Source organism: Bythopirellula goksoeyrii, from assembly GCF_008065115.1.
GTDB classification, from domain to species: domain Bacteria; phylum Planctomycetota; class Planctomycetia; order Pirellulales; family Lacipirellulaceae; genus Bythopirellula; species Bythopirellula goksoeyrii.
Genome location: NZ_CP042913.1, coordinates 516,835 through 538,185, shown reverse-complemented (window position 1 = coordinate 538,185; position 21,351 = coordinate 516,835). Strand labels below are relative to the sequence as shown.

Here is a 21,351-nt window from a genome sequence, read left to right as displayed (position 1 = left end):
CTAATGCGACAAATCACTCCCTGATTCTACGATCCAGATATTGCGAAACACAACTTGGTCGTGATGATCTTGGAGATAAAGAGGTCCTGGATCGCGATCGTCTCGAACTTCGGACTCAGGTGGCAGTACCCGACGGTTGTGAATGATCACGCCATTGAGTGCTACAGTCATCATCGGAGGCATTATCTGTTCTCCTTGGTCGTCATAGCGAGGCATGAAATACTCGATATCGTAGGTCTGCCAAGTGAGAGGTGGAAAGCACATATTGATTTCCGGGGGTAAGATCTCTTCGATTCCTCCACACCGCCCGACCCATGAATTGCGTTCGAAGCGACGATTGACGAGGGTCCAGCCAAAGGAATCGACAATCTGGATTTCATATTTGTTTCGTATGAAAACACCGCTATTGCCTCGATGCATGCCGCGCGCGGTCGGCATGAAGGGTGTGCGAAATTCCAGGTGTATACGATGATTCTGGAAAGATTGCCGTGTTTTGGCGTCTCGATCCAGTAAGTCACCTTCGATAATCTTGGCACGTTCCCAAGCTTCGGTATTTGTCCCATCAAAGAGCACCGTGGCACCTTTGGGAGGTTGAATTCCCACTGTCGGCGATTCTCGCCGCACCTTGTGGAGTACAAAAGAGACGTCATTCAGTTGGTTGCGCAGCGACTGGTCGCTGCCACGCAACACACCATGATCAATGGTTGCGTGCCAATAGTCATTTTTCTCTTCTAACTTGTAGCCATATTTGCCAACGAATTGTGTATTACCATCCTTCGTTTTGCCCTTGAAGTAGCTGAGCTGGCCCCCGTCCCACCCCGCTCCCGGTAGTCCACCGTAAAACGTTACCCCTTCAAATACCCCATCTCCTAAGGCAATCACTTGGGCGGCGACCGGCAGCACTCCACCGACTAGCCCTACATATTCACCTTGAACTGCATAATCCAGTCCTGCCTCTTTGATGTTTGTGAACGTAGGATAACGGTCATCGGCGTCAAGTAAACTCGTTGCAATCAACTCAAAAGTGCAAAAACAGAATGCACACCATTTTGGCATCTTAAAGTTCTCCAATTTGCGAAGGAACGGAGCGAAAGTTTTGTATTAGCAATACGTATAGGCTGATTGCTGAATTGGTGCAAAGACTACCTAGATTGTTGCCTGCTGACCTAACCGACTATTTTCTCGCGGCTTAGATGGGTTTCAGTAAACGAGAATCGATCTTATAAAGATATAGATTGCAAAAAGAGTCTTGTCGCGACCAAAAACTCCGTCTAGTGTCATTAGCAGACGATACCATTGTTACGTCTCTACGAACGAGCGGACCTATCTTGCTGAAATCGCCAATAAAGGCGACTGAAACTGCAAAGAGAGTTTTCTAAAAAAGCGAGAAAGATTTAGGTTGGTTAGTGCGGAATCAAATCCTGTCTTAGAATAATGTCATCAGTGGTGCAGCATGTATCTAGTATTCTTCGCAGCCTTTCGCGTCTTTTGCAAGTCAGTCTTTTCGTTCCAATAATTGGCCACTCCATCAGACGAACTTTTATGAATTCCCCTCTGAACCGCCGGGAGCAATTGAAGCTTACGGGCTTGGCCTTGTCCTGCTTCGGACAGTGGCCGCGGATTCCAGCAGCATTTTCTGGAGAAACAATTCTTCCCGGACAAGCCGTTGTTAGACAACCAGTCATCGACCTGCAATTCGAAGACCATTTAGGCCTTGCTCAATGGTGGCTGCCGGAGCTATTACTCCTGGGGCACACCGATGTGCAAGTGGCCACACAGGGACCAGCCGACTGGAAGAAAACGGATGGCAACTGGAATTACGATCGTGTCACTCCCGACGGCCAATTGTCTGTGACAGTAGCGATCGAGCGAATTGAGCTCGGTTGGATGGCTACAATGAAACTTGGCAATCGATCGGCATCTAGCTGGTCGAATGTTGTTGCGCCAGTTTGTTTGCTCTTGAATGCGAGTGGTGTCTTTCAGGACCCCCAATGGACTGGCACCTTTTATCGTAGTGACGGCGAGTTTCTCACCTATGCGGGTCGTGAAACGGACGGCGGTCGTGATCTCTTTCAAATGACCTTGGTCAAAGGTCAAAGTATGCTCAAACGATCCAACGACCATCGCGAGAAATGGGGATTTACCGAGAGATTGAGTGATGATGGGATCATGGCAGTAGTAAGTCGAGATGGTACTACGGTACTGACCACTACTTGGAATCCCTCACATCATCTTCAAGCAAATCGGAGGCGTACATATTCGTGCATCCATGCGAATCCCTATTTCGGCCGCCTTGCGCCAGGTGAGTCCCGGACTTGCTATGGATACGTCTTGCTCTGTAATGGAGATCTGCAACAAGCCTGGAGAGCGACAAAGCGTATCGTGCGGGAAACTTCTGAATAATCTGTCGGTATTGGCGAGAGTTCCAATGAACTATTTAAGGTCCATAATAGTTGTCCTTAGTCTTACGGCCATAGCTCACGCAGAAAAGTTTGTACTGAAAGTAGTCAATGAATTGGGAGAACCACTCCCGGCTCGAATTCGAGTACGCGACCAAACTGGCAGAGACCATTGTCCATCCGGGAGCCGAGTCATTCCTGTGGGAAATGACAAGTGGTTTGTCACATCTGGGAGTTCAGAGCTCGAATTCCCAAGTGGTAAGGTTGAGGTTCGAGTCGAACATGGACTCGAATACCAACCTGTCAAGCAACTAGTCACCTGCGAACACGGGCAAACGAACCGGCACACCGTTCAGCCTAAGCGTTGGATCAACATGCGTGAACAAGGTTACTTGTGCGGCGAGAACCATCTCCATGTGCCACTCGACGAGCTCGCTCCACAACTTGTCGCCGAGGGACTCGACTTTGGTACGTCCTTGCAATGGTGGAATGCGAAGCTATTTGACACTCCAACGGTCGGAGGATACATCCGCAATCTGGAATTCGCTGGGGTAAAAGTCCCCACGACAGTTTTTGACTATGAGATCGAACACGATTGGGGCGCAGTATATGTGATTGGCCAACCTACTCCACTTATTGTTGAAAATGATTCTGCTATTCCAAATCTATCGCTCATTCAAAAGTCCCACAAAGCAGGCTCACTCGTCTGTTACCAGGGCGGTTGGTCACGTGAAGTACTATTCGATGCACTGCTGGGCGTTGTTGATGTAGTAAATGTATGTAACAACAACTTTCTTAGACATGCTTACCAACCTCGATCAAAGTATTCCAATCTTTTGGATGTGTCCGGTTTTCCTACGTACGCTGACAATGCCCACGATATGCTTCGAATGAATTGCGAAACGTACTATCGTTTATTGAACTGCGGCCTGCATCTTGCCGCCGGAGCTGGTTCCGCCACCGGAGCCAAAAACACTCCAGTCGGTTATAATCGAGTCTATGTTCGTACGGCAGGCAAGGACTCTCTCCAGAGTTTCATACAGCGGTGGAGAGAAGGGCGAAATTTTGCAACCAACGGTCCCATGCTGCTACTTTGCATCGACGAGCAATACCATCCTGGCGATACCATCGATTTCGGGAGTAAAGGTGGGATAGTCGACACGGAAGTTGTTGTTCACTCTTCACAGCCCGTGAGCGAAATTGAGGTGATTGTCAATGGGCGAGTGGTTCATACTGCCAATGAAACGGAGTTGTCTGAAAAAAAGTTTCGAGTCCCGATCAAAATAGAAGAAGGTGCTTGGTTGGCAGCAAAATGTACCGTTGAAGATGATTTGCTGAGTGATTCTGAATTGGCGACTTATAAGTGGGGAACAGATGAAATGCCCAGAATGCCGACTCGCCTCAGGTTCGCTCATACAAGCCCTATCTATATTCAAGTCGATGGGCACGGAGCTCGTGTTCAACAGTCAGTTGACGAAGCAAATGCAATGCTAGCAGCTTTTGCTCGTTTCTCACGCGAAAACTCCTCCGCAGAAGTCCTCGAAGAGATCGAGCTTTCACTGGAAAAGGCAAGGAGTATCTTGGGCAAATAGATGATCGTATCCTGCACTGAATTTTTTTGCCACTTCTGCATTTCATGAAAGAACATGACAAGAGTATGCAGAAAAGTTCAATAGCCTAATCGATCCGTCGATCGCAGATCGACGACCGTCTCACCGCTATTCCACACGCCTTGACTGCTTTGCATACGATAATCGCCATAGCGTGTACCGACTCTAAAACTGGAAGAAAGGCGCTAGTTGCTAGGCGCTAGTCAGAGACGAGCCGTTAGCAATTTGCGATTAGCTGTTAGTAAGTGAAAAGAGACTGAGGATATCACGGTGTGATTTGAGCGATTAGCCGGGGGTTGAGCGTAGCGACACCCCCGGTTACCGTCAGCGCTCCTCGTGGAAAGAATGAACCACAGAGGGCGCGGAGGACACGGAGAAAGAATAATTTCGAAGGTCCAATGATGAATGGTAACGGAAGAAATAGCACGCGGATGGACGCTGATTAGGCAGATCTTCGCAGATTCTATAGGAACGTATGGTCTTGCAATGATCCGCGCTTCATCCGCTAAATCCGCGTTTGTCCGCGGCTAATTTCCTACAACTCCTAATCCCCAGCTCCTAATTCCCACATAGCCCTTTACTGCGGGTGGAGTATAATGGAGTAGTTGCGAGGCGGTAGCTTCTAGCCGCTATTCAGAAAAAGTTCGAGAGCTAAATTCAGTGAGCGGGACGGCGCTAGCCGCCGAAAGGAGAAAGACCGGTGGCTAACACCAGTCCGCTCACGTAAAATCCCTCACCTAACAACGAATGGCTAAAAGCTAACAGCTTCTTCCCCCCATGCATTTTCCTATCCAAGCTGATTTGCCGCCAATAGCAGAATCTGCAGATGGCGTGGTTCGCATTACTGGGACTCGTATTCCGTTGGAACGCGTGGTACGGGCCTTCTGCGCCGGTTCTACGCCGGAGCAAATCGCCCAAGACTTCGACGTCCTGTCACTTGAGACCATTCATGCCGTGATCAACTACTATTTGCATCATCGCGTGGAAGTGGAAACTTATCTGGACACTGCAGCTACTGAGCAGGCTCAGACCCGTAGTGAGATCGAATCCCAATTCGATCCCACACGAGTGCGTGCCCGTCTGATTGCCAAGCGATTGAGTGATTGCTGATTGTAGCACGCCTCTCTGAGTCGTATTTGCCTCCAAGACGACTCAGAGAGGCGTGCTACTCTCCAGCGCGCCCCGTCAGAAAGGATGGATTGAGGTGACACGATGAATATTGTGAGTGAATGCGAACTGAAGGTGGCTCGCGAAAAGCTAGCCAAACTGCGCACACGGCATGAAGAAGTTCGTCGAGAAGCGACCGAGAAACCGCTTGACAAACTTACGCTCCAATCCTTGATGCGCACGATTAATCAATTGGAAGAGGAAATCGTCGTCTACGAGTCTCGAGTAGGCGCTAGCAGCTGAGTGGCGAGAGGTTAGAGATAAATCAGGGGCTGGGATATGGTGACACGGGACTAGGAAGCCGCATGTAGAGTACTCAAACTGAAAAGCAAGACTACGGCAACCACGGATTGCGCGGATTTCTCGGATAGAGCAAGTCCCACGAAAAACAGGAAAAAACTCCTTCGATTGTTCAAAGTCACACCCAACATCTGCGCAAACCTACTCGATGCCCGAATGCACGGTTTTGTCTCAACATATCCGTGAAATTCGTGTAATCCGTGGTTCTCCTTTTCAGTTTGAGTAGAGTAGAACCCTCGGCCTTCCTGTTCGGCGGCATGGTTTGCAGCGTGCTGGGTGTGAACTACTACCGCAAGAAGATGCAGAAGAAGGCCCAGGCTTAGATTTAAGCTTCGGGTTCTGGCTGCTAGCGACAATTTGAAACTACACAACAACCAGCCGCGAGGCTGGTTGTTTTTTTGCCGTAGGCTTCTGGCTGAGAAGCACTGTGGCAGTCGCTCATGAGCAGTGTGAAACCTGGGCTGGCCGTGATTGGACTGCCAGCGAGCGGGCCGCTCGCATTACGCACCCGAGCTTCGTACCTTGGCTCTCGAGGCGCGCAGGTTGAGCATTTCCACAAAGAGCGAGAATGCCATCGAGGAATAAATGTAGCCACGCGGAATGTGGGTACTTAGTGCTTCAGCGATCAGTACGACTCCAATCAATATTAAGAATGCCAACGCGAGCATTTTCACGCTGGGGTGTTGGTTAACGAAATCTGAGACGGGTCCGCTGAAGGCCAGCATGACTGCGATGGAGACAAGTACCGCAGTGACCATGATCGACATGGGGACCCAATGTTCTGAGTAATCTTCTGGACGAACCATCCCGACGGCAGTCAGTACCGAGTCGAGGGAAAAAACGAGGTCAATCAGGAGTATCTGGATCAATACCGCAGTGAAGCTTGTGGCAGCTCGGGGACCAGAGCTCTCATCGTGGGGGTCCAGTTGGTGACCGATTTCCCAGGTGGCTTTTCCAACGAGGAACAAGCCTCCTAATAGTAGTACGAGGCTTTTCATGGTGATCGGAGTCGTTGAGGCGACAGCTCCTGCCTCGCCGCCGTGGAGGTTGTTTCCCGTATTGAGGTTGAACGGCAGTTCAAACAGTACCGTCTTGTCGAGGGTGATGATCCACGAAATGGCAAACAGCAGGGCGATTCTTCCCAACGCAGCCAGCATCAGCCCGATAGTGCGTGCCCGCGGTTGTTTTTTCTCGGGGAGCTTCCCGGTGAGGATTGCCAGAAACACAATATTGTCGATTCCCAGCACGATCTCCAGGATCGTCAGGGTCGCCAGGGACAACATCGAGTGAGTCGTAAAGAGTTCTTCCATGGATTCCGTCCAGTAGAATGGTGTATTAATGCAAAAGGGGATGCAAGATTGCCAAAAAGGCTTCGATTTGATCGTCGGTGCCGACCGTGATGCGAAGACCCTCACCCCAATGGGGATAGTTCATGTAGCGGACCAGCACGCCGACCGATTTCAAATCACGATAGAGCTGGGCGCTGTCATGGCGGGGATGTCGGCACCACACAAAATTCGCCTGCGAATCGACACATTCAAAACCCAGGCTGCGAAGTTCGTTGGTGAGTCGCTCTCGTGTGGCAAGGATTGCCGCACGGTTTTCTGCGAGCCAGGCCTGATCTTCGATGGCGGCAGTGGCTCCCGCGATGGACAGCGCGTCGCAGTTGTAGGAATCTTTCACCTTTGCCAATTCGCTGATGATCTGTGGCTGGGCGACAACATAGCCAAACCGCAGGCCGGCCAGGGCGTAGGACTTGCTCAAGGTGCGGGTGACCATGATCTTCTCGTTTTCTGCCACGAGAGCAAGACAATTGGCGTCGGCGAAATCGACGTAGGCCTCGTCGACGACCAGAGGGCAGGGGAGGGCGTCGGCTATTTCTGCTACCGCTGCCGCTGGGACGATGGTGCCCGAGGGACTATTTGGATTGGCAAGCAAGGCGAGCTTTAGTCGATCCTGAGGTTCAGAAAACTCCGGGGGGAGAGACCAATCGGACTGGTAATTTGCGACGTCGACTTCAGCACCCTGAATATCAGCGAGCGACTTGTAAAGGACGTAGCTGGGGTTGGGGTAGCGGATTACGTCCCCCGTGTCGACAAACGTTCGGGTGATGATCGTGAGAATGTCGTCACTGCCATTGCCACAGAGAATCCACTCGGGGGAAATGTCCGGCAGTTCCCCCGTGAGCAATTCACAGAGCTGCCTGCGAAATGCGGTAGCGGCAGGGTCCGGATAGCGCTGAAGTCCCGTCTGGCAAACTCGTCCGATGGCTGCCTTGACCTTTGGTGAGCAAGGATAGGGATTCTCATTGGTATTGAGTTTGATGAACTTGCCCCCTTGCGGTTGTTCGCCGGGAGTGTAGCCGTCCATTGCTTGAATGTTTGATCGAACGTATTCCACAGAGTTTTTAATCCAATTGAGGCGGGCGGCGGATGGCGACGCCGGCACCATGCGCGGTGAGGCCTTCTTTGTTCGCCATAAATAACACATCTTCGGCCAGAGACTCCAGTCCCGCCTGATCAAAATAAATCACGCTGCCCGACCTCAGGAAACTGTTGGAGCTGAGGCCACTGGCAAATCGGGCGGTCGCCCCGGTTGGCAACACATGCGACGGTCCGGCAGCATAGTCTCCGAGTGCCACGGGGCTATATTGTCCGACAAAAATAGCCCCCGCGTAGCGGATCGATCCAACCATTTCCTCGGCATCATCACAAGTGATGTGAAGATGCTCTGTCGCAAGCTGATTGGCTAGCTCAACGGCTTCTTCACGGTCGCGTACCAACACCAGAGCACCAAACTCTTCGAGCGATTGGCGAGCCACTTCACATCGTTCGAGTTTGCTGAGTTGATGGGAAATAGCTTCTTGAACCCGATCGAGTAGTGCTTCGCTCCAGGTAAGCAGAATGCTCGAACCGGGGGCATGTTCGGCTTGTGCGATCAGATCGAGAGCCACAAAGTCGGTAGGGGTCGTGTCGTCGGCGATTACGACCACTTCGCTCGGGCCGGCGATCGAATCGATATCGACCGTGCCGTAGACATGTTTCTTGGCGAGGGCGACAAACAGATTGCCCGGTCCGACGATTTTGTCGACCGCGGGAAGTCCTTCCACTCCATAGGCCATCGCAGCTACGGCCTGGGCACCACCGACTCGGTAGACTTCAGTAATCCCGAGTTCGTGACAAGTGGCCAGTAAATCGTCATTATATGATCCAAAAGGTGTTGGCGGTGCGACAACGACGAGTTCTTCAACCCCTGCCGCCTGGGCGGGAACGGCGGTCATTAAGACCGTTGAGGGATAAGCAGCTGCCCCTCCTGGGACACAGATACCCACGCGCTTCAAGGGTAAGTAGCGCTGCCGGAGATAGCCTCCTTCTTCCAGATCGATCCGCATATCGCGATGCAAGATAGAGAGCTGAAAACTCAAGATCCCCTGGCGAATCGAGTGAATAGTATCCAGGAACTTGGGATCCGCAGCAGCGTGGGCCGCGGCCAATTCTTCTGGCGATACCCGCAATGTTTCAGCTGTGATCTCTTTGCCATCAAGCTTCTGTGTATAGTCGAGGACAGCCGAAAGCCCATTTTCTCTGACATCGCTGCAAATCCGTTCCACCGTCTGATTCGGTGTCAGTGGTTTGCCGAACACTTCGAGCGTCTTCTTGCGACCAGCATCGCTTACCACATCGCCATCGATCGAGAGCTTGCTTCGCAGGTTGACAAGCTCAGCAGCGGCCCCTGGCTCTCGAGTATCGATACGTCGGATGTCTACTGGCATTGGTTAGTAGGATGTGGAAATTGGTTGAATTGCTCAAAGTGACAGGACACATCATAATTGTCGGTGGATCACTATTGTTTCGTGGAGAACGGAAAAATGAAAGGTGTGTTGCCCCCTCGTATCGACCTCTTGAGCGATACGCTGACTCGCCCTACCCCCGAAATGCGGGCCGCCATGGCTGTGGCAGAGGTAGGAGACGATGTCTTCGGCGAGGACCCCTCGGTAAATCGCCTGGAAGGGCATATTTCTGGCATGCTGGGCAAAGAAGCCGCCCTTTTCATGCCATCCGGCACGATGAGCAATCTCATCGGTTTGTTGGTGCATTGTGGCAAAGGGGATGAATTTCTTTGCGAAGCTGGATGTCATATTTTTAACAACGAGCAGGCCGGGTATGCCCAAGTGGGCGGAATTGGTGTGCGGCCGATTTTGGGCGAACGAGGTGCGCTTAGGGTCGATCAGCTGCAAGAGATGGTTCGCCCAGAAAACGATCATTTACCCAGAACACGCTTGATTTGCCTGGAGCAGACCCACAATCGTGCCGCGGGGAGTGTCTTGCCTTACGAAGTGGTCGCGGAGGTCTGTGATTGGGCCAATCAACAGGGGCTGGCTCGCCACTTGGATGGTGCGCGCTTATTTAATGCTGTGGTTGCCAGCGGGATCTCTGCGGCTGATTGGGCTCAGCATTTCGACACCGTGAGCGTCTGTTTCAGCAAAGGCCTCGGCGCACCTGTCGGGTCGGCCTTGTGCGGACCGGCGGAGAAGATCAAATTGGCCCGCCGCATTCGCAAGATGCTCGGAGGCGGGATGCGGCAAATTGGGGGCTTGGCAGCAGCGGCAGTCTATGCACTCGAACACCATATCGACCGCCTGGCAGAAGACCACACAAAGGCACGAGTCCTCGCCGATGCGATCCGCAATGCCTCGGGGCTCACACTTCAATGCGATCCTGTGGATACGAACATCGTTATCTTTGAAGTTGCCGCTGAGAAGGGTACGTCTGAAGAATTTTGCGCCTCGCTCCTGAAACGCGGGGTACGGCTCTATCCCATCAGTCGCCAGAAGGTTCGGGCGGTGACACATTTGGATGTGACGATGAGCGAGTGTGAAGAGGTGGCGGAGATGCTTGCAGATAGCTGAGTTGTCATCCCCCCTTAAAGATCAAATCACGAAACACGGTCCACTCGCTCGGTGTCGGCTTGTGATTCTCCTTACATTCAAGCTCCGTAATCCATTGGTCAGTTCGGCGCAGTCGCTCAGCCAGCACTCGGACGCAGTTCACAACCAACTTAAGTGCCGAACCGCAGCCTGTGGCGGCGAGCTTGTCGAAAGCCTCTCGGGTTAAACGCAGGAGTTTCATGTCGGTCAATGCGACGACGTCGGCTGAGTGGGGGGCCGGATGAAAAAAAGACATTTCGCCGAAGTGGGTGAATGGTTCCAGCTCGGCTAGATTTAACTGACAGCCGGACTCTGTACGACGAGTGATCTGGCAGCGCCCCTCAAGAATAAACCACAAGTTCTGCTTGTGGTGCCCCTGAGTGATAATCTGCTCGCCTTTGTTTACCTCGACAGGTTGCGTAAGAGTCAGGATTTCGCGCCTCTCTTCTTCGGTGAAATCCTGAAATATTTTTAGTCCATCCAAGGATTCGTGGGGCATGGCACTGGAGTTCCTGAATATAAGGTTCTGTTCTTGGTGAGATTTGGTTGCTTCCGCTAATTCCTGCTGAATTATACGACAAAAACAGAACTGCGAGTAACTCAACTTCGTGTCAAACTGTCTCTTGATGCGGCGAATCTCCTCTTTTTCAGGTAATTCCTGCCAGCACCGTGGCTCGGCCCACTCGACTGATGCCTAGCATAAAGGCCGCTGTGCGGAGGCTGACATTCTCCTGCTGAGCAAGATCCCACACTTCTTCGAAAGCAGCTGACAAGACTCGATCGAGTTCTTGACGCACACGGTCGAGATTCCAGTTGTAGTACTGCCTGTTTTGGGCCCACTCGAAATAGCTGACGGTCACACCGCCCGCATTGGCCAAGATGTCTGGCAAGATCTTTACGCCCTGCTCCGTGAGAATATCATCGGCATCAGGTCGTACCGGGGCGTTGGCAGCCTCGATGATCAATGGTGCACGAACCCGGGGAGCATTCTCAGAGGTAATTACTCCACCCAGAGCAGCGGGTATCAGCATTTCGACATCGAGTTCCAATAATGCCTCGTTAGTGATGTGCTCCACTCCCGCAAAGCCGGCCAGCGATCGATCATTCACCTCCGCATGGTGAAGTGCTGCGGGAACATCGATGCCCGACTCGCAGTAGTAGCCCCCACTCAAATCGCTAATGGCGACCACCTTGCAGGCGGATTCATGCAAGAATTGGGCAGCGTGCGTACCGACGTTTCCAAAGCCTTGGATTGCCACGCGAGTCTTCTCTGCTTTGTGACCCAGGCGACCAAGCATCTTCAAGGCCAGGATTCCCACTCCACGTCCAGTTGCTTCTCCACGACCGGGAATTCCGTAATACTCGACCGGCTTGCCAGTGACGACACCCGGGTTAAAACCGTGGTACTTATTGTGTTGGTTCATGATCCAGGCCATTTCTTCAGGTCCGGTACCCATGTCGGGAGCAGGGATGTCGGTGTCGGGGCCGATGATGTCATGGATTTCGTCGACAAATTTGCGCGTGATCCGCTCTCGCTCGCGTGTGCTGAGCGAGTGGACATCGACCGCAATACCTCCTTTGGCACCACCATAGGGAATATTCACGACGGCCGTCTTCCAGGTCATCAGTGAAGCAAGACTTCTGACTTCGTCGAGGTCTACTTCGTGATGATAGCGCAGTCCCCCTTTCATCGGTCCGCGAGAATCGTCGTGTTGTACGCGATAGCCGATAAAGGTCTGCAATTGGCCGTTGTCCCGCTCCACAGCAATCTGGACCTGCACTTCTCGCTTGGCCGTCATCAGCAAAGTTCTCATATTGTCGGTCAGAGAGAGTTGGTCTGCGGCGCGATCAAAATAGTGTTGGACTGCTTCAAAGGCTTTCATAGGGGTTCTCTTGGTCAGCGGTGAGGAGCGACAAACCAGACGACATAAGCAATAATGCCACTTGCGGAAATCTTTCTGACCCATGATATCGCAAGAACTGTTCACCTATGAACCCCAAACGTTACGCAGTTATTGTAAATCCTTATGGAGGGAACCGACGTGCCATTGCGATCTGGGAGCAGGTTCGCCCCTTGTTTGTCGAAGCTGGGGCAGAAGTCGTTGTCTATCCTACCGAACATGCTGGACACGGGCGCGAGTTGGCCGAATCGCTTGATCCCTCTGTGACGGATGCCATCTGCGTTGTCGGAGGAGATGGATCGGTACATGAAGTGGTGAACGGACTTCTTGCGAGGGAGGACAAGGCTCAATTCGATTTGGGCATCATTCCTGCCGGCACTGGTAATACGCTCCATGACCACCTTGGTTGTCACGAGCCCATGAGTGCGGCGGAAATAATCTTGCGAGGCAAGACTCACTTGATCGACGTCGTACGAGTGACTATGCCAAAGGAGTGCGTGTACTGCGTTAACATCGTTGGTTGGGGAGCAGTTACTGACATTGCACGCCTTGCTGAGCGTCTTCGCCTCTTGGGAACAGTGCGGTACTCGGCGGCTACACTATGGCAAATAGCTCGACCGATAGTCCGTAGCGTGAAGCTGAAACTAGATGACCAGTCGATAGAGGATGAATTCCAACTGGTTATCGCATGTAACACGAAGAAGACGGGAACAGGCATGTTGCTCGCTCCCAGGGCCGAGATCCACGATGGCAAAGTCGATCTCGTCGTGCTGCGGCATGCTTCGCGCTGGCAGATGCTACAGCTGTTTCGATCAATCTTAGACGGTTCGCATCTGTCGCTTTCCTTCGTGGAGAACTACCAGGTGAGTTCTTTCGGTATCGAATCAAGGAGTTGCGACGCCCTCAATCTGGATGGTGAACTGATGGGGAACACTCCCTTCAGCGCCGAGGTGTTGCCGCAAGCCCTCAAGGTGTTTGTATAATTTAAAAGGCGGGGAACGCCCAGGGATTGGCTCTATCTTAAGACCGCGGCCTGAGTGTTAGGCAGGCGAAGCTTATTTCGCTGCGATGGTCTGTTGTTCCTGTTCGCCGAGGCCCTCGACTCCCAATCGCACAGTTTGCCCAGGTTTGAGAAAGACGTTGGGCTGCTGGCCCATCCCGACGCCTGGGGGCGTACCGGTGGTAATGACGTCACCTGGTAGGAGGGTCATGAATTGACTGATGTAACTCACCAGCGTCTTTACATCAAAAATCATCGTACTGGTCGAGCCATTCTGGTAGCGGTGGCCATCGACCTCTAGCCACAGTCGCAAGTTTTGCGGGTCAGGGACTTCGTCGCGAGTCACCAGCCAGGGACCCAAAGGGGCAAAAGTGTCGCAGCCTTTGCCCTTGTCCCAAGTGCCGCAACGATCTTTTTGGAACGAACGCTCAGAGACATCGTTCACCACGCAGTAGCCCGCTACATGCGAAAAGGCATCGTCCTTGGAGACGTACTTGGCTCGCTTGCCGATGACCACGCCGAGTTCCACTTCCCAATCAGTCTTCTCCGAGCCTCGCGGGATTTCGATTGCGTCGTTCGGACCTGAGATCGATGTGGTGGCCTTCATGAAGAGGACAGGCTCAGTCGGAACCTTAGCACCTGTTTCAGCAGCGTGGTCTGCATAGTTGAGGCCGATACCGATGATCTTGCTAGTACCGGCGACACATGGCCCGAGTCGCACCTCTTTTTGGACCAAGGGGAGGGCAGAAACATCAATCTTGTTGAGCTTCTGAAATGATGCATCAGAAAGAATGTCTCCTGCCAAATCGGGGATGACTTCTGAAAGCGAGCGAATGTTGCCATCGTTGTCCCATAAACCAGGTTGCTCGTGTCCTGGTTCACCAAATCGTAGCAATTTCATGTGGTTTCCCTCTCCCTAAGCGAAGGGTATTGAAAGTAGACTTACTGCAATCCTTGTTCTAACAACCGCCCTGATGAAATCATGAAAGAATCACCACAAATCGTTGTCCTCGACGGCTATACCTTAACCCATGGCGATCTTGCTTGGGAAGCGTTAGAAAAACTGGGGGAATGCAAAGTATTTGACCGTACGTCCGCTGAGGAAGTGCTTCCGCGAATCATTGATGCGAAGATCGTACTTACTAATAAAGTAGTTCTTTCCGAAGCCACGCTCCAGCAACTCCCCCAGTTGAGCTACATCGGGGTTACCGCGACGGGGACCAATGTTGTCGATCTCACCGCTGCCCGCAGGAAGGGAGTCGTGGTCACTAATGTTCCCAGCTACTCGACCGCTTCAGTTGCTCAATTGACGATTGCACATTTATTGAATCTTGCCCAGCATGTTGGAGGTCATGCGATTGCGGTTCGCAATGGAAAGTGGTCAGAGGCTCCCGATTGGTGCTTCTGGGACACACCGCTCATCGAACTCAGTGGACTTACCCTGGGAATCGTGGGCTTCGGCGAAATTGGTCGTGCCGTCACCAAACTGGCGCATGCCTTCGGCATGAAAGTGATTGCGACCACGCGTTCTCAGGGAGAGCATCCTGACTATGTGCGGATGGTCGATCTCGATGAGTTGATTCGCAGTGCAGATGTGGTCAGTTTACATTGTCCTCTCACGCCTGAAACCAAGGAGCTGGTCAACGAAGAGCTACTCAAGGCGATGAAGAGTTCAGCATACTTGATAAATACGAGTCGCGGTCAACTTATCGATGAGTCTGCGCTGGCCAACGCGTTGTCAAATGGCGAAATCGCTGGGGTAGGACTTGATGTTCTTTCTGTAGAGCCTCCACCGGCTGATCACCCGCTTATTCTGGCCCCAAATTGTTTCATCACTCCGCATCTCGCTTGGGCTACTTTGAGTTCACGGACTCGACTAATGCAGATCGTAGTGAACAATGTTGCTGCATTCTTGTCAGGCAATCCCCAGAATGTGGTGCATTAACGTTTCACTTATATTCACAGAATTCCAGGAGATTATCCTCGGGATCGCGAAAATAGACGAGCCGCTTCTTTACTCCGCCATTGTAGGTGACCTGAGTTTCGGGAACCGATTTTATTTCACTCTGAAACTTTACATCGGCTGATTGCAGTTTGGATACCAGCATATCGATCTCCGACACGCGGAATGCCAGGTGCCGCAAGCCGTACAGGTTGGGTGAATTGAGAACTGCTGGTTCCACTCCTGCCGGGCTGCGATAGGCAATCAGCTCGATCCGCGGTCCTTCTTCGGGCAGGTCGAGGTAGACGACATCCGCCTCGACCCCCGAGAGCCCCACAACCTCGTCGATCCACGTCCCTGAAATGCTGACTTCCTTGGTAAGGCGGCAGCCTAACACATCACGGTAAAACTCCGTCATTCGCGCCAAATCGCGAACGACCAAGTTGACATGGTCGATAGACTCGATCATCGCTTATATGACTTTCGTCACACCAGGAACAGGTACAGGATAGTTTCCGTTCTTGTCTGGTACGACGGGTGGTGCGGCAGCGAAGCTGTATTCCTTGGGCGAAATATCAATATCGGAATTGATTGCGTCATCCCATTCAAGAAGCTTGCCGGAGTAAGTGGCCATACGACCCAAGATGGCCGTCATTGTACTTTCGGCACCATAAGGAATCTCATTGTAGGGCTGTCCGCTACGAATTGCGGCAAATAAGTCATCGTGTTCCTGCTGGTATGGGTCAATGGTTTCTTCACTCGAGAATTGCCACTCTCCAGAGGGAGTTATAATCTTCCCCCGACTGATATCAGCAGTTCCCTTTGTGCCAGCAGCAAATTCGGCGACTTGATTCCAACAGCCATCCATGTGACGACATTCGCTCATCATGGTCGAACCATCGGGATAAGTGAACTCGACAGCATGATGATCAAAAATCTGCCCGTATTCTGGTGCCGTACGACGTTCTCGCCCCCCCATTCCTTTCGCCATTACAGGGTGGGCTTGCTTAACCCAGTTGCTGACGTCGATATTGTGAATGTGTTGCTCGACAATGTGATCGCCACAAAGCCAGTTGAAGTAGTACCAATTGTTGACCTGATACTCCATTTCTGTCGGCTCATGGCCATAGCTCTGAAAGAAATCCGTCTTGGTTCGCACCCACAACGGTCCGCTATTCCAATAGACGCGTGTGAGCAGAATGTCGCCGATGGCACCTTCTTGTAAACGCTTGACGGTCTCCAAGTAAATCGGCTGATGGTGACGTTGCAACCCCACTCCAACACAGAGTCCTTTTTGGTCCGCCAATTCTCCGGCAGCGAGTACCCGACGGACACCAGGAGCATCGACGGCGAGCGGCTTTTCTGTGAAAACATGTTTGCCAGCCTCGATAGCTGCCTCGAATTGGGGCGGACGAAAGCCAGGTGGCGTGGCGAGTATAACTAGATCGACACCGCTATCGATGGCCTTTTGATAACCATCGAGTCCAGCAAACTGTCGGTCGAGGGGAACTTGAATCTTCTCAGCGATAATCTCCTCGGAACCCTCACCCAGATTTTGTTCAAGCGTTCGGTTTAGCTTGGTAAGAGATTGCTCAATTCGCTTGTCGAAAGCATCGGCCATAGCCCATAAGGTCACGTTGCCATTTGTCGACAGGGCCTGAGCGGCCGCCTGAGTGCCCCGTCCCCCACAACCAATGAGGGCGACTTTGATCTGCTTGTCGCCAAGGGGAGTACCTGCTTGTACCTTGCTCAAATTAGTCGCCAGCGCCATGCCACCGGCAACCACTGCGGTTGATTGCTTGACAAAGTCACGGCGCGAAGGAGTGATGTCGGAAGAACTTTGAGACGGCATTTCAGGATTCTCCAGTCATGAGAGGAAAAAAGAGTCGAGTCGAAGCTAGTAGGGAAATTATCACATAGGAGGGCATTTTTGCCAACCTATCGAGCGACTCCTAAAGCGTCATTGAATTTTTCCGGATAATTTCAATGCGTCGACGGCCTCAGGCAACTGCTTGTCCGCAGCCGTTTGTGCCCCACGACCCTCGTCCAATCGGTCGGCGACGTCTTGTTGGATTCTCTTGATGTCGGCGTCCCACACTTTTTTCTGCATCTCGGTGTCCATGGGCTCCAGAGGGCGGAGAATTCGGAAACCGACCCCCGTCGCCTGCTCCTCTGTAAACCACCAAGGACTCTTGGGGAGATTGGGATCCGAAAGATTCCACTCGGGGTCATCGGACTGCTGCCGGGCAGCACTGCGGCAATCGCCGGGAGAACTGAGCCAGCTTCCACCGCGAATCACGCGAGGAAATAATCTTGTTGGCCAGGCAACCGCTTCAGCGGCGCTAATATCAGACTTCAGTTGCGAGTAGTGTTCAGGTTCGTACGCATCGAGCACCCACTCAGCGGCGTTGCCATGCATGTCGTGGAGCCCCCAGGCATTGGGTTGTTTGCTGCCAACCGGATGCGTTTCAAAATCGGAGTTGTCTTCGTACCATCCATACTCTTCGATCGACTCGGGATCGTCCCCAAATGAATAAGCCGTCTCACTTCCAGCTCGGGCGGCATACTCCCACTCCGCTTCAGTCGGCAGTCGGTATTGCTCTCCAGTGATACCGCTCAACCATTTCGTGTACTGTTTGGCGGCAAACTGTGTCATAGTCACCGCTGGTTGATTCGGCTCTTCCCCAGGAGCATAAGTGAAGCTGGAGTCGTAGAGCGGCGTGGGACAGGTGACCGCGTCCACCTCGGTTTTCTGCTCGTCGAAATACTTCTTCACCTCTGGGAGGGCATCGACTTCTTTCTTCGCTGATTCCATTCGTGATCTGGCGAATCTTAGGCTATCGAGTTTCTTGAAAGCTTCGTATTGCGCCATAAACGCACGATACTCGGCCCACGAAACTTCGCACTTTCCTATCCAAAACGGGGAAACCTTTACGGTCACTTGGGGTCCTTCATCTTCATTGCGATTGGCTTCACTCTTAGGGCTGCCGAGCAAATACTCACCGCCAGGGACGGGCACCATCTCGAATGTTGCGTATGTCCCAGGAATCGAACAAACGTACGGGACCATAAAGTCCTCGTCGTTTGCTACAGATTGCACGGTGTCACCCGGATTCTCAGTAGCAAAACCACGCAAGTCTTTAGCATGCAATGGATGGTTAAGAACCAAGGATGCAATGAAAGCCACGAGTAAGATTCGTGCAAGATGGAGAATTAGCAGCATGTTTTGAGTACGCCTTCCAGAATTGCTGTGAGAACTTCTTCTTCGCTGAGGTGTGAGGACTGAGTCAACTGCCGAAGTGGCAGTGGAACGCCGTCCATTCTAAACACAGTCCCTCCTGTGTGAATGCCTACTCTAGCCAGGGGAATTCGTACGGTGGGAACGAACTGATTATTATCGTATGGTGCTGATTGGGCTGGCTCCAGAAGTACGACAGGCATGTCATGAAGTTTCTCGCGGGCTGCCTTTGCAAGGTGCTGAAATCCACTTTTGCCACACATCAGCAGGGCATCCGCTTCGCCACTTTCTAGTAGCCTGGTCGCTGAATAGGCTACTGGATCAAAACGCGGATATCCCGTAGCGAAATTCACCCCGCAGGGATATCCAGTTTGCCACGTGAGCACATTTTCGGCAATTGGCCCGCCCAGTCCGATCGCCGAGCACCGTGAATGGTCATTCAATTGGCGGACTAGAAGGAAAAGCGATTCTAGCGTACTCGACGCATCTTCGTCTTCTGCAATTCCGGAGCCGAAGAATAGGACTGGGTAGTTGGAAGCTTTCAGCGTGTTAGACAGTGCTTGAAGTTGAGCAAGGGAGACTCTGCCAACTGTTTCACTTTCAATTTCCACTTCTGCAACGATGGCACGCAGCGTGGAGAGCACTTCAAAATCGGCGCCAGGCTCGATCTGAAGGAATTCATTTGCAAGCGAGGCAGTCTCATGTCGCTCATCATCGACGACGACTAAGTTTCGGCCAGTGGCAGTGAACTTGCATGGTGGATCAATGAATCTCTCGAAGAACCGAGGGTGTGTTGTCATGGGATCGCAGCCCCAGAAAAGGACTACGTCTGCTCGCTGTTTCACTTCGCCCAAAGTGCAAGTGGAGATTCCAACGGATTGCAAGGCAATGAGTGCTGCACGATGAAAAGGTGAAAGGGCTGGGTCAACAGTACCACCCAATCGGTCCGCCAATGCGATGGCTTTCCGCTGTGCCTCAATCGTACTCTCCGCGAGGCCCCAGATAAGCGGCGAGCAACTGCTATCCAGGATCTCGGAGGCACGATCAATTGCCGCTTCGAGAGAAACTTCCTTGCCTTCGATCTCTGCTGTAACTGTCTTATTTTCTTGGCTAGCAACGAATAGGGGTTGGCTGATGCTGCAGGCTCGCTCGGCAGAAGTGATCTGGCCATCGGCAATCTGAACAGCTAAGTCATCACACAAGCAGCCGCAGGATACGCAGGTCACATTGTCGATTTGCTTTGCCACACAGGTCTCAGCGGAAAGGGAAGTGTGAATTCAGGAGTTCATCATAGCAAGTTTGTCTATCGCCAACTAACTTGAGAGGAGAATCTCCCCCCGACCGAGTGTAACGAAATCGCCGTGGAAGAGTTCGTAGTTCTGCTCAAACGGTTGCATGTTTTCGATAAACCCGAGCGATTGCAGATGCCTTCCGATGAGAGGCAACACTGCTGCATTGGTAGTCCCTGCTGAACGATATGTTGGCAATAGTTCCTCTGCACTTTCCCCTAGCAAAAAGAGTGTTCCGCGCTTCATGCCGGCGCCGGCTCGGGCACCGCATTTCCCCAACACAACGATCGTACCGGCAAGCATGTTGTAACCGGTAAGTTTGCCAGCGCTACCGCCAATAGCGATCAATCCGCGACGCATTCGGTAGCCGGCCTGGTCTCCGACAGCGCCGCCAATAAGTATCGTGCCTCCCGCCATGCCACGACGCGATCCGCTTCGGGCACCGCCGACCAAGTTGCCTGCAGAACCACCCACACGGATGGTTCCACCAATCATTTCGCAGCCCAATGAATCGCCGGCATCGCCAGAGATATGGATTTCTCCTCCACGCATTCTGATGCCGACGTTGTGTCCTGCGTTTCCATTGACGTGAATAGTGCCCTCAGTCATCTCGGCACCGATGCTGTGAGCATGGGAAAAATCGCCGTGGAACTCCAGTCGCATGTCACTTGCATCGCCGGTCACCTCGAACAGTTCTGCAAGCGGCACCTGGTACCGACCGTGGAGGATTGGCAACTGCTCAATTTCGGCGAGAGATGCTTCCCCGATCGATTCGGGAACGAGTCCAGGAAAATGAACCGGGAGTGTGCTCGCCTTGCGGTAGGAGATACAGAGTGCCATTTGAGAGGCGATCAGTCTCGGTTGCCGTAAAAACGCATGATGTAATAGAGCAGCGTTAGTACTGCCTGCAAAGTAGCGGCCACGTAGGTCCAAGCGGCCGCATTCAGCACGCGGTTCACGTAAACCATGTCGTCAGTTGCTACGATGCCGTGATCGACCAAGAGTCGTTTGGCTCGGGCGCTGGCGTTGAATTCTACGGGGAGATTGATCAATTGAAATACCACGACGCAAGCAAACGCGGCAATACCCAATGGAACCAATATCCCTAAAGCAGGGATTTTAGGGGAGAGAAGCATACCTGCGATCAACATGATCATACTTGCGTTGCCACCAAAGGTAGCTGCAGGAACGGCACCATTGCGGAGCACTAGCGGTGCGTAATTCTGAGCATCCTGCAAGGCATGTCCCGCCTCATGAGCAGCGATTCCAACTGCGGCTGCGGAACGGGCACCGAAAACGTCCTGACTCAGACGCAATACCTTGTCGCGAGGATCGTAATGATCGGACAAATGGCCGGCGACTTGCTCAATGGCGACATTTTGCAATCCAGCCGAGTCGAGTATATGTCGCGCAGCAGCAGCGCCGCTCAGCGATGTGTGAACCTTCTGAGCCGCCGCGAACGTGCTCTTCACCCGCATCTGTGCCCAGAACGCGAGCACAAGGGCAGGAGCGATATACAGGAAATAATACGGATCGAAAAACATGTCTTATCTGGCCTCGAGATTATAAAGCTGACTT

The 21,351-nt window shown here is 52.5% G+C and carries 20 protein-coding genes; 7 read left to right on the top strand and 13 right to left on the bottom strand.

Annotation, left to right across the window (positions count from 1 at the left end):
- Positions 1-1,056, bottom strand: a complete 1,056-nt coding sequence (locus Pr1d_RS02125) for a 3-keto-disaccharide hydrolase (RefSeq protein ID WP_148071979.1) — start codon at positions 1,054-1,056, stop codon at positions 1-3.
- A 486-nt stretch (positions 1,057-1,542) separates the two neighbouring features.
- Between Pr1d_RS02125 and Pr1d_RS02120 the strand changes: the two genes are divergently transcribed.
- The 4 genes from Pr1d_RS02120 (at position 1,543) to Pr1d_RS02105 (ending at position 5,419) form a co-directional block, all read left to right on the top strand.
- Complete coding sequence (locus Pr1d_RS02120) at positions 1,543-2,403, top strand: hypothetical protein (RefSeq protein WP_148071978.1); 861 nt, start codon at positions 1,543-1,545, stop codon at positions 2,401-2,403.
- A gap of 25 nt (positions 2,404-2,428) precedes the next feature.
- Positions 2,429-3,991, top strand: coding sequence for a CehA/McbA family metallohydrolase (locus Pr1d_RS02115; protein ID WP_148071977.1), 1,563 nt, complete (start codon positions 2,429-2,431; stop codon positions 3,989-3,991).
- Between the two features lie 795 nt (positions 3,992-4,786).
- Positions 4,787-5,119 carry a DUF433 domain-containing protein gene (locus Pr1d_RS02110; RefSeq protein ID WP_148071976.1) on the top strand — a complete coding sequence of 111 codons (333 nt, stop codon included), beginning with the start codon at positions 4,787-4,789 and terminating at the stop codon, positions 5,117-5,119.
- Positions 5,120-5,221: 102 nt separating this feature from the next.
- Positions 5,222-5,419, top strand: a complete 198-nt coding sequence (locus Pr1d_RS02105; protein WP_148071975.1) for a hypothetical protein — start codon at positions 5,222-5,224, stop codon at positions 5,417-5,419.
- A gap of 557 nt (positions 5,420-5,976) precedes the next feature.
- Here the strand turns inward: Pr1d_RS02105 and Pr1d_RS02100 are convergent.
- From Pr1d_RS02100 to hisD, 3 genes are read right to left on the bottom strand one after another with little or no spacing between them, the layout of a single operon-like run.
- On the bottom strand, positions 5,977-6,786 hold the full coding sequence (locus Pr1d_RS02100) for a TerC family protein (RefSeq protein WP_148071974.1): 810 nt from the start codon (positions 6,784-6,786) through the stop codon (positions 5,977-5,979).
- 25 nt (positions 6,787-6,811) lie between these two features.
- Positions 6,812-7,876, bottom strand: coding sequence for a histidinol-phosphate transaminase (hisC, locus tag Pr1d_RS02095; RefSeq protein WP_261343806.1), 1,065 nt, complete (start codon positions 7,874-7,876; stop codon positions 6,812-6,814).
- Positions 7,877-7,883: 7 nt separating this feature from the next.
- Positions 7,884-9,248 carry a histidinol dehydrogenase gene (hisD, locus tag Pr1d_RS02090; protein ID WP_148071972.1) on the bottom strand — a complete coding sequence of 455 codons (1,365 nt, stop codon included), beginning with the start codon at positions 9,246-9,248 and terminating at the stop codon, positions 7,884-7,886.
- Positions 9,249-9,344: 96 nt separating this feature from the next.
- Between hisD and Pr1d_RS02085 the strand changes: the two genes are divergently transcribed.
- Positions 9,345-10,385: a threonine aldolase family protein gene (locus tag Pr1d_RS02085; RefSeq protein ID WP_210417857.1), complete on the top strand. Its 1,041-nt coding sequence runs from the start codon at positions 9,345-9,347 to the stop codon at positions 10,383-10,385.
- A 4-nt stretch (positions 10,386-10,389) separates the two neighbouring features.
- On the opposite strand, the gene Pr1d_RS02080 is transcribed toward Pr1d_RS02085, so the two are convergent.
- Both Pr1d_RS02080 and Pr1d_RS02075 read right to left on the bottom strand, forming a co-directional pair.
- Positions 10,390-10,902, bottom strand: coding sequence for a Crp/Fnr family transcriptional regulator (locus Pr1d_RS02080; RefSeq protein ID WP_148071971.1), 513 nt, complete (start codon positions 10,900-10,902; stop codon positions 10,390-10,392).
- A 148-nt stretch (positions 10,903-11,050) separates the two neighbouring features.
- Entirely contained in the window at positions 11,051-12,286 is a 1,236-nt protein-coding gene (locus tag Pr1d_RS02075; RefSeq protein WP_148071970.1) for a Glu/Leu/Phe/Val family dehydrogenase, read from the bottom strand.
- A 107-nt stretch (positions 12,287-12,393) separates the two neighbouring features.
- Between Pr1d_RS02075 and Pr1d_RS02070 the strand changes: the two genes are divergently transcribed.
- Positions 12,394-13,287 (top strand): diacylglycerol/lipid kinase family protein, encoded by an 894-nt coding sequence (locus Pr1d_RS02070; protein WP_148071969.1) that lies wholly within the window; start codon positions 12,394-12,396, stop codon positions 13,285-13,287.
- A 72-nt stretch (positions 13,288-13,359) separates the two neighbouring features.
- Here the strand turns inward: Pr1d_RS02070 and Pr1d_RS02065 are convergent, their stop codons facing one another.
- Entirely contained in the window at positions 13,360-14,205 is an 846-nt protein-coding gene (locus Pr1d_RS02065; RefSeq protein ID WP_148071968.1) for a fumarylacetoacetate hydrolase family protein, read from the bottom strand.
- Positions 14,206-14,286: 81 nt separating this feature from the next.
- On the opposite strand from Pr1d_RS02065, the gene Pr1d_RS02060 reads away from it, so the two are divergent.
- On the top strand, positions 14,287-15,249 hold the full coding sequence (locus Pr1d_RS02060) for a D-2-hydroxyacid dehydrogenase (protein ID WP_148071967.1): 963 nt from the start codon (positions 14,287-14,289) through the stop codon (positions 15,247-15,249).
- Positions 15,250-15,253: 4 nt separating this feature from the next.
- Here the strand turns inward: Pr1d_RS02060 and Pr1d_RS02055 are convergent, their stop codons facing one another.
- The 6 genes from Pr1d_RS02055 to Pr1d_RS02030 all read right to left on the bottom strand — a co-directional run bounded on the left by Pr1d_RS02055 (position 15,254) and on the right by Pr1d_RS02030 (position 21,317).
- Positions 15,254-15,715, bottom strand: a complete 462-nt coding sequence (locus Pr1d_RS02055; RefSeq protein WP_148071966.1) for a VOC family protein — start codon at positions 15,713-15,715, stop codon at positions 15,254-15,256.
- A 3-nt stretch (positions 15,716-15,718) separates the two neighbouring features.
- Positions 15,719-17,098 carry a Gfo/Idh/MocA family protein gene (locus Pr1d_RS02050; RefSeq protein WP_148071965.1) on the bottom strand — a complete coding sequence of 460 codons (1,380 nt, stop codon included), beginning with the start codon at positions 17,096-17,098 and terminating at the stop codon, positions 15,719-15,721.
- 108 nt (positions 17,099-17,206) lie between these two features.
- On the bottom strand, positions 17,207-18,433 hold the full coding sequence (locus tag Pr1d_RS02045; protein ID WP_168205007.1) for a formylglycine-generating enzyme family protein: 1,227 nt from the start codon (positions 18,431-18,433) through the stop codon (positions 17,207-17,209).
- A gap of 26 nt (positions 18,434-18,459) precedes the next feature.
- Complete coding sequence (locus tag Pr1d_RS02040) at positions 18,460-19,731, bottom strand: formylmethanofuran dehydrogenase subunit B (RefSeq protein ID WP_168205006.1); 1,272 nt, start codon at positions 19,729-19,731, stop codon at positions 18,460-18,462.
- A 66-nt stretch (positions 19,732-19,797) separates the two neighbouring features.
- Complete coding sequence (locus Pr1d_RS02035) at positions 19,798-20,613, bottom strand: formylmethanofuran dehydrogenase subunit C (RefSeq protein WP_148071962.1); 816 nt, start codon at positions 20,611-20,613, stop codon at positions 19,798-19,800.
- Between the two features lie 11 nt (positions 20,614-20,624).
- A complete protein-coding gene (locus Pr1d_RS02030) occupies positions 20,625-21,317 on the bottom strand; it encodes a zinc metallopeptidase (protein WP_148071961.1) in 693 nt (230 codons plus the stop codon).
- Positions 21,318-21,351: the final 34 nt, after the last annotated feature.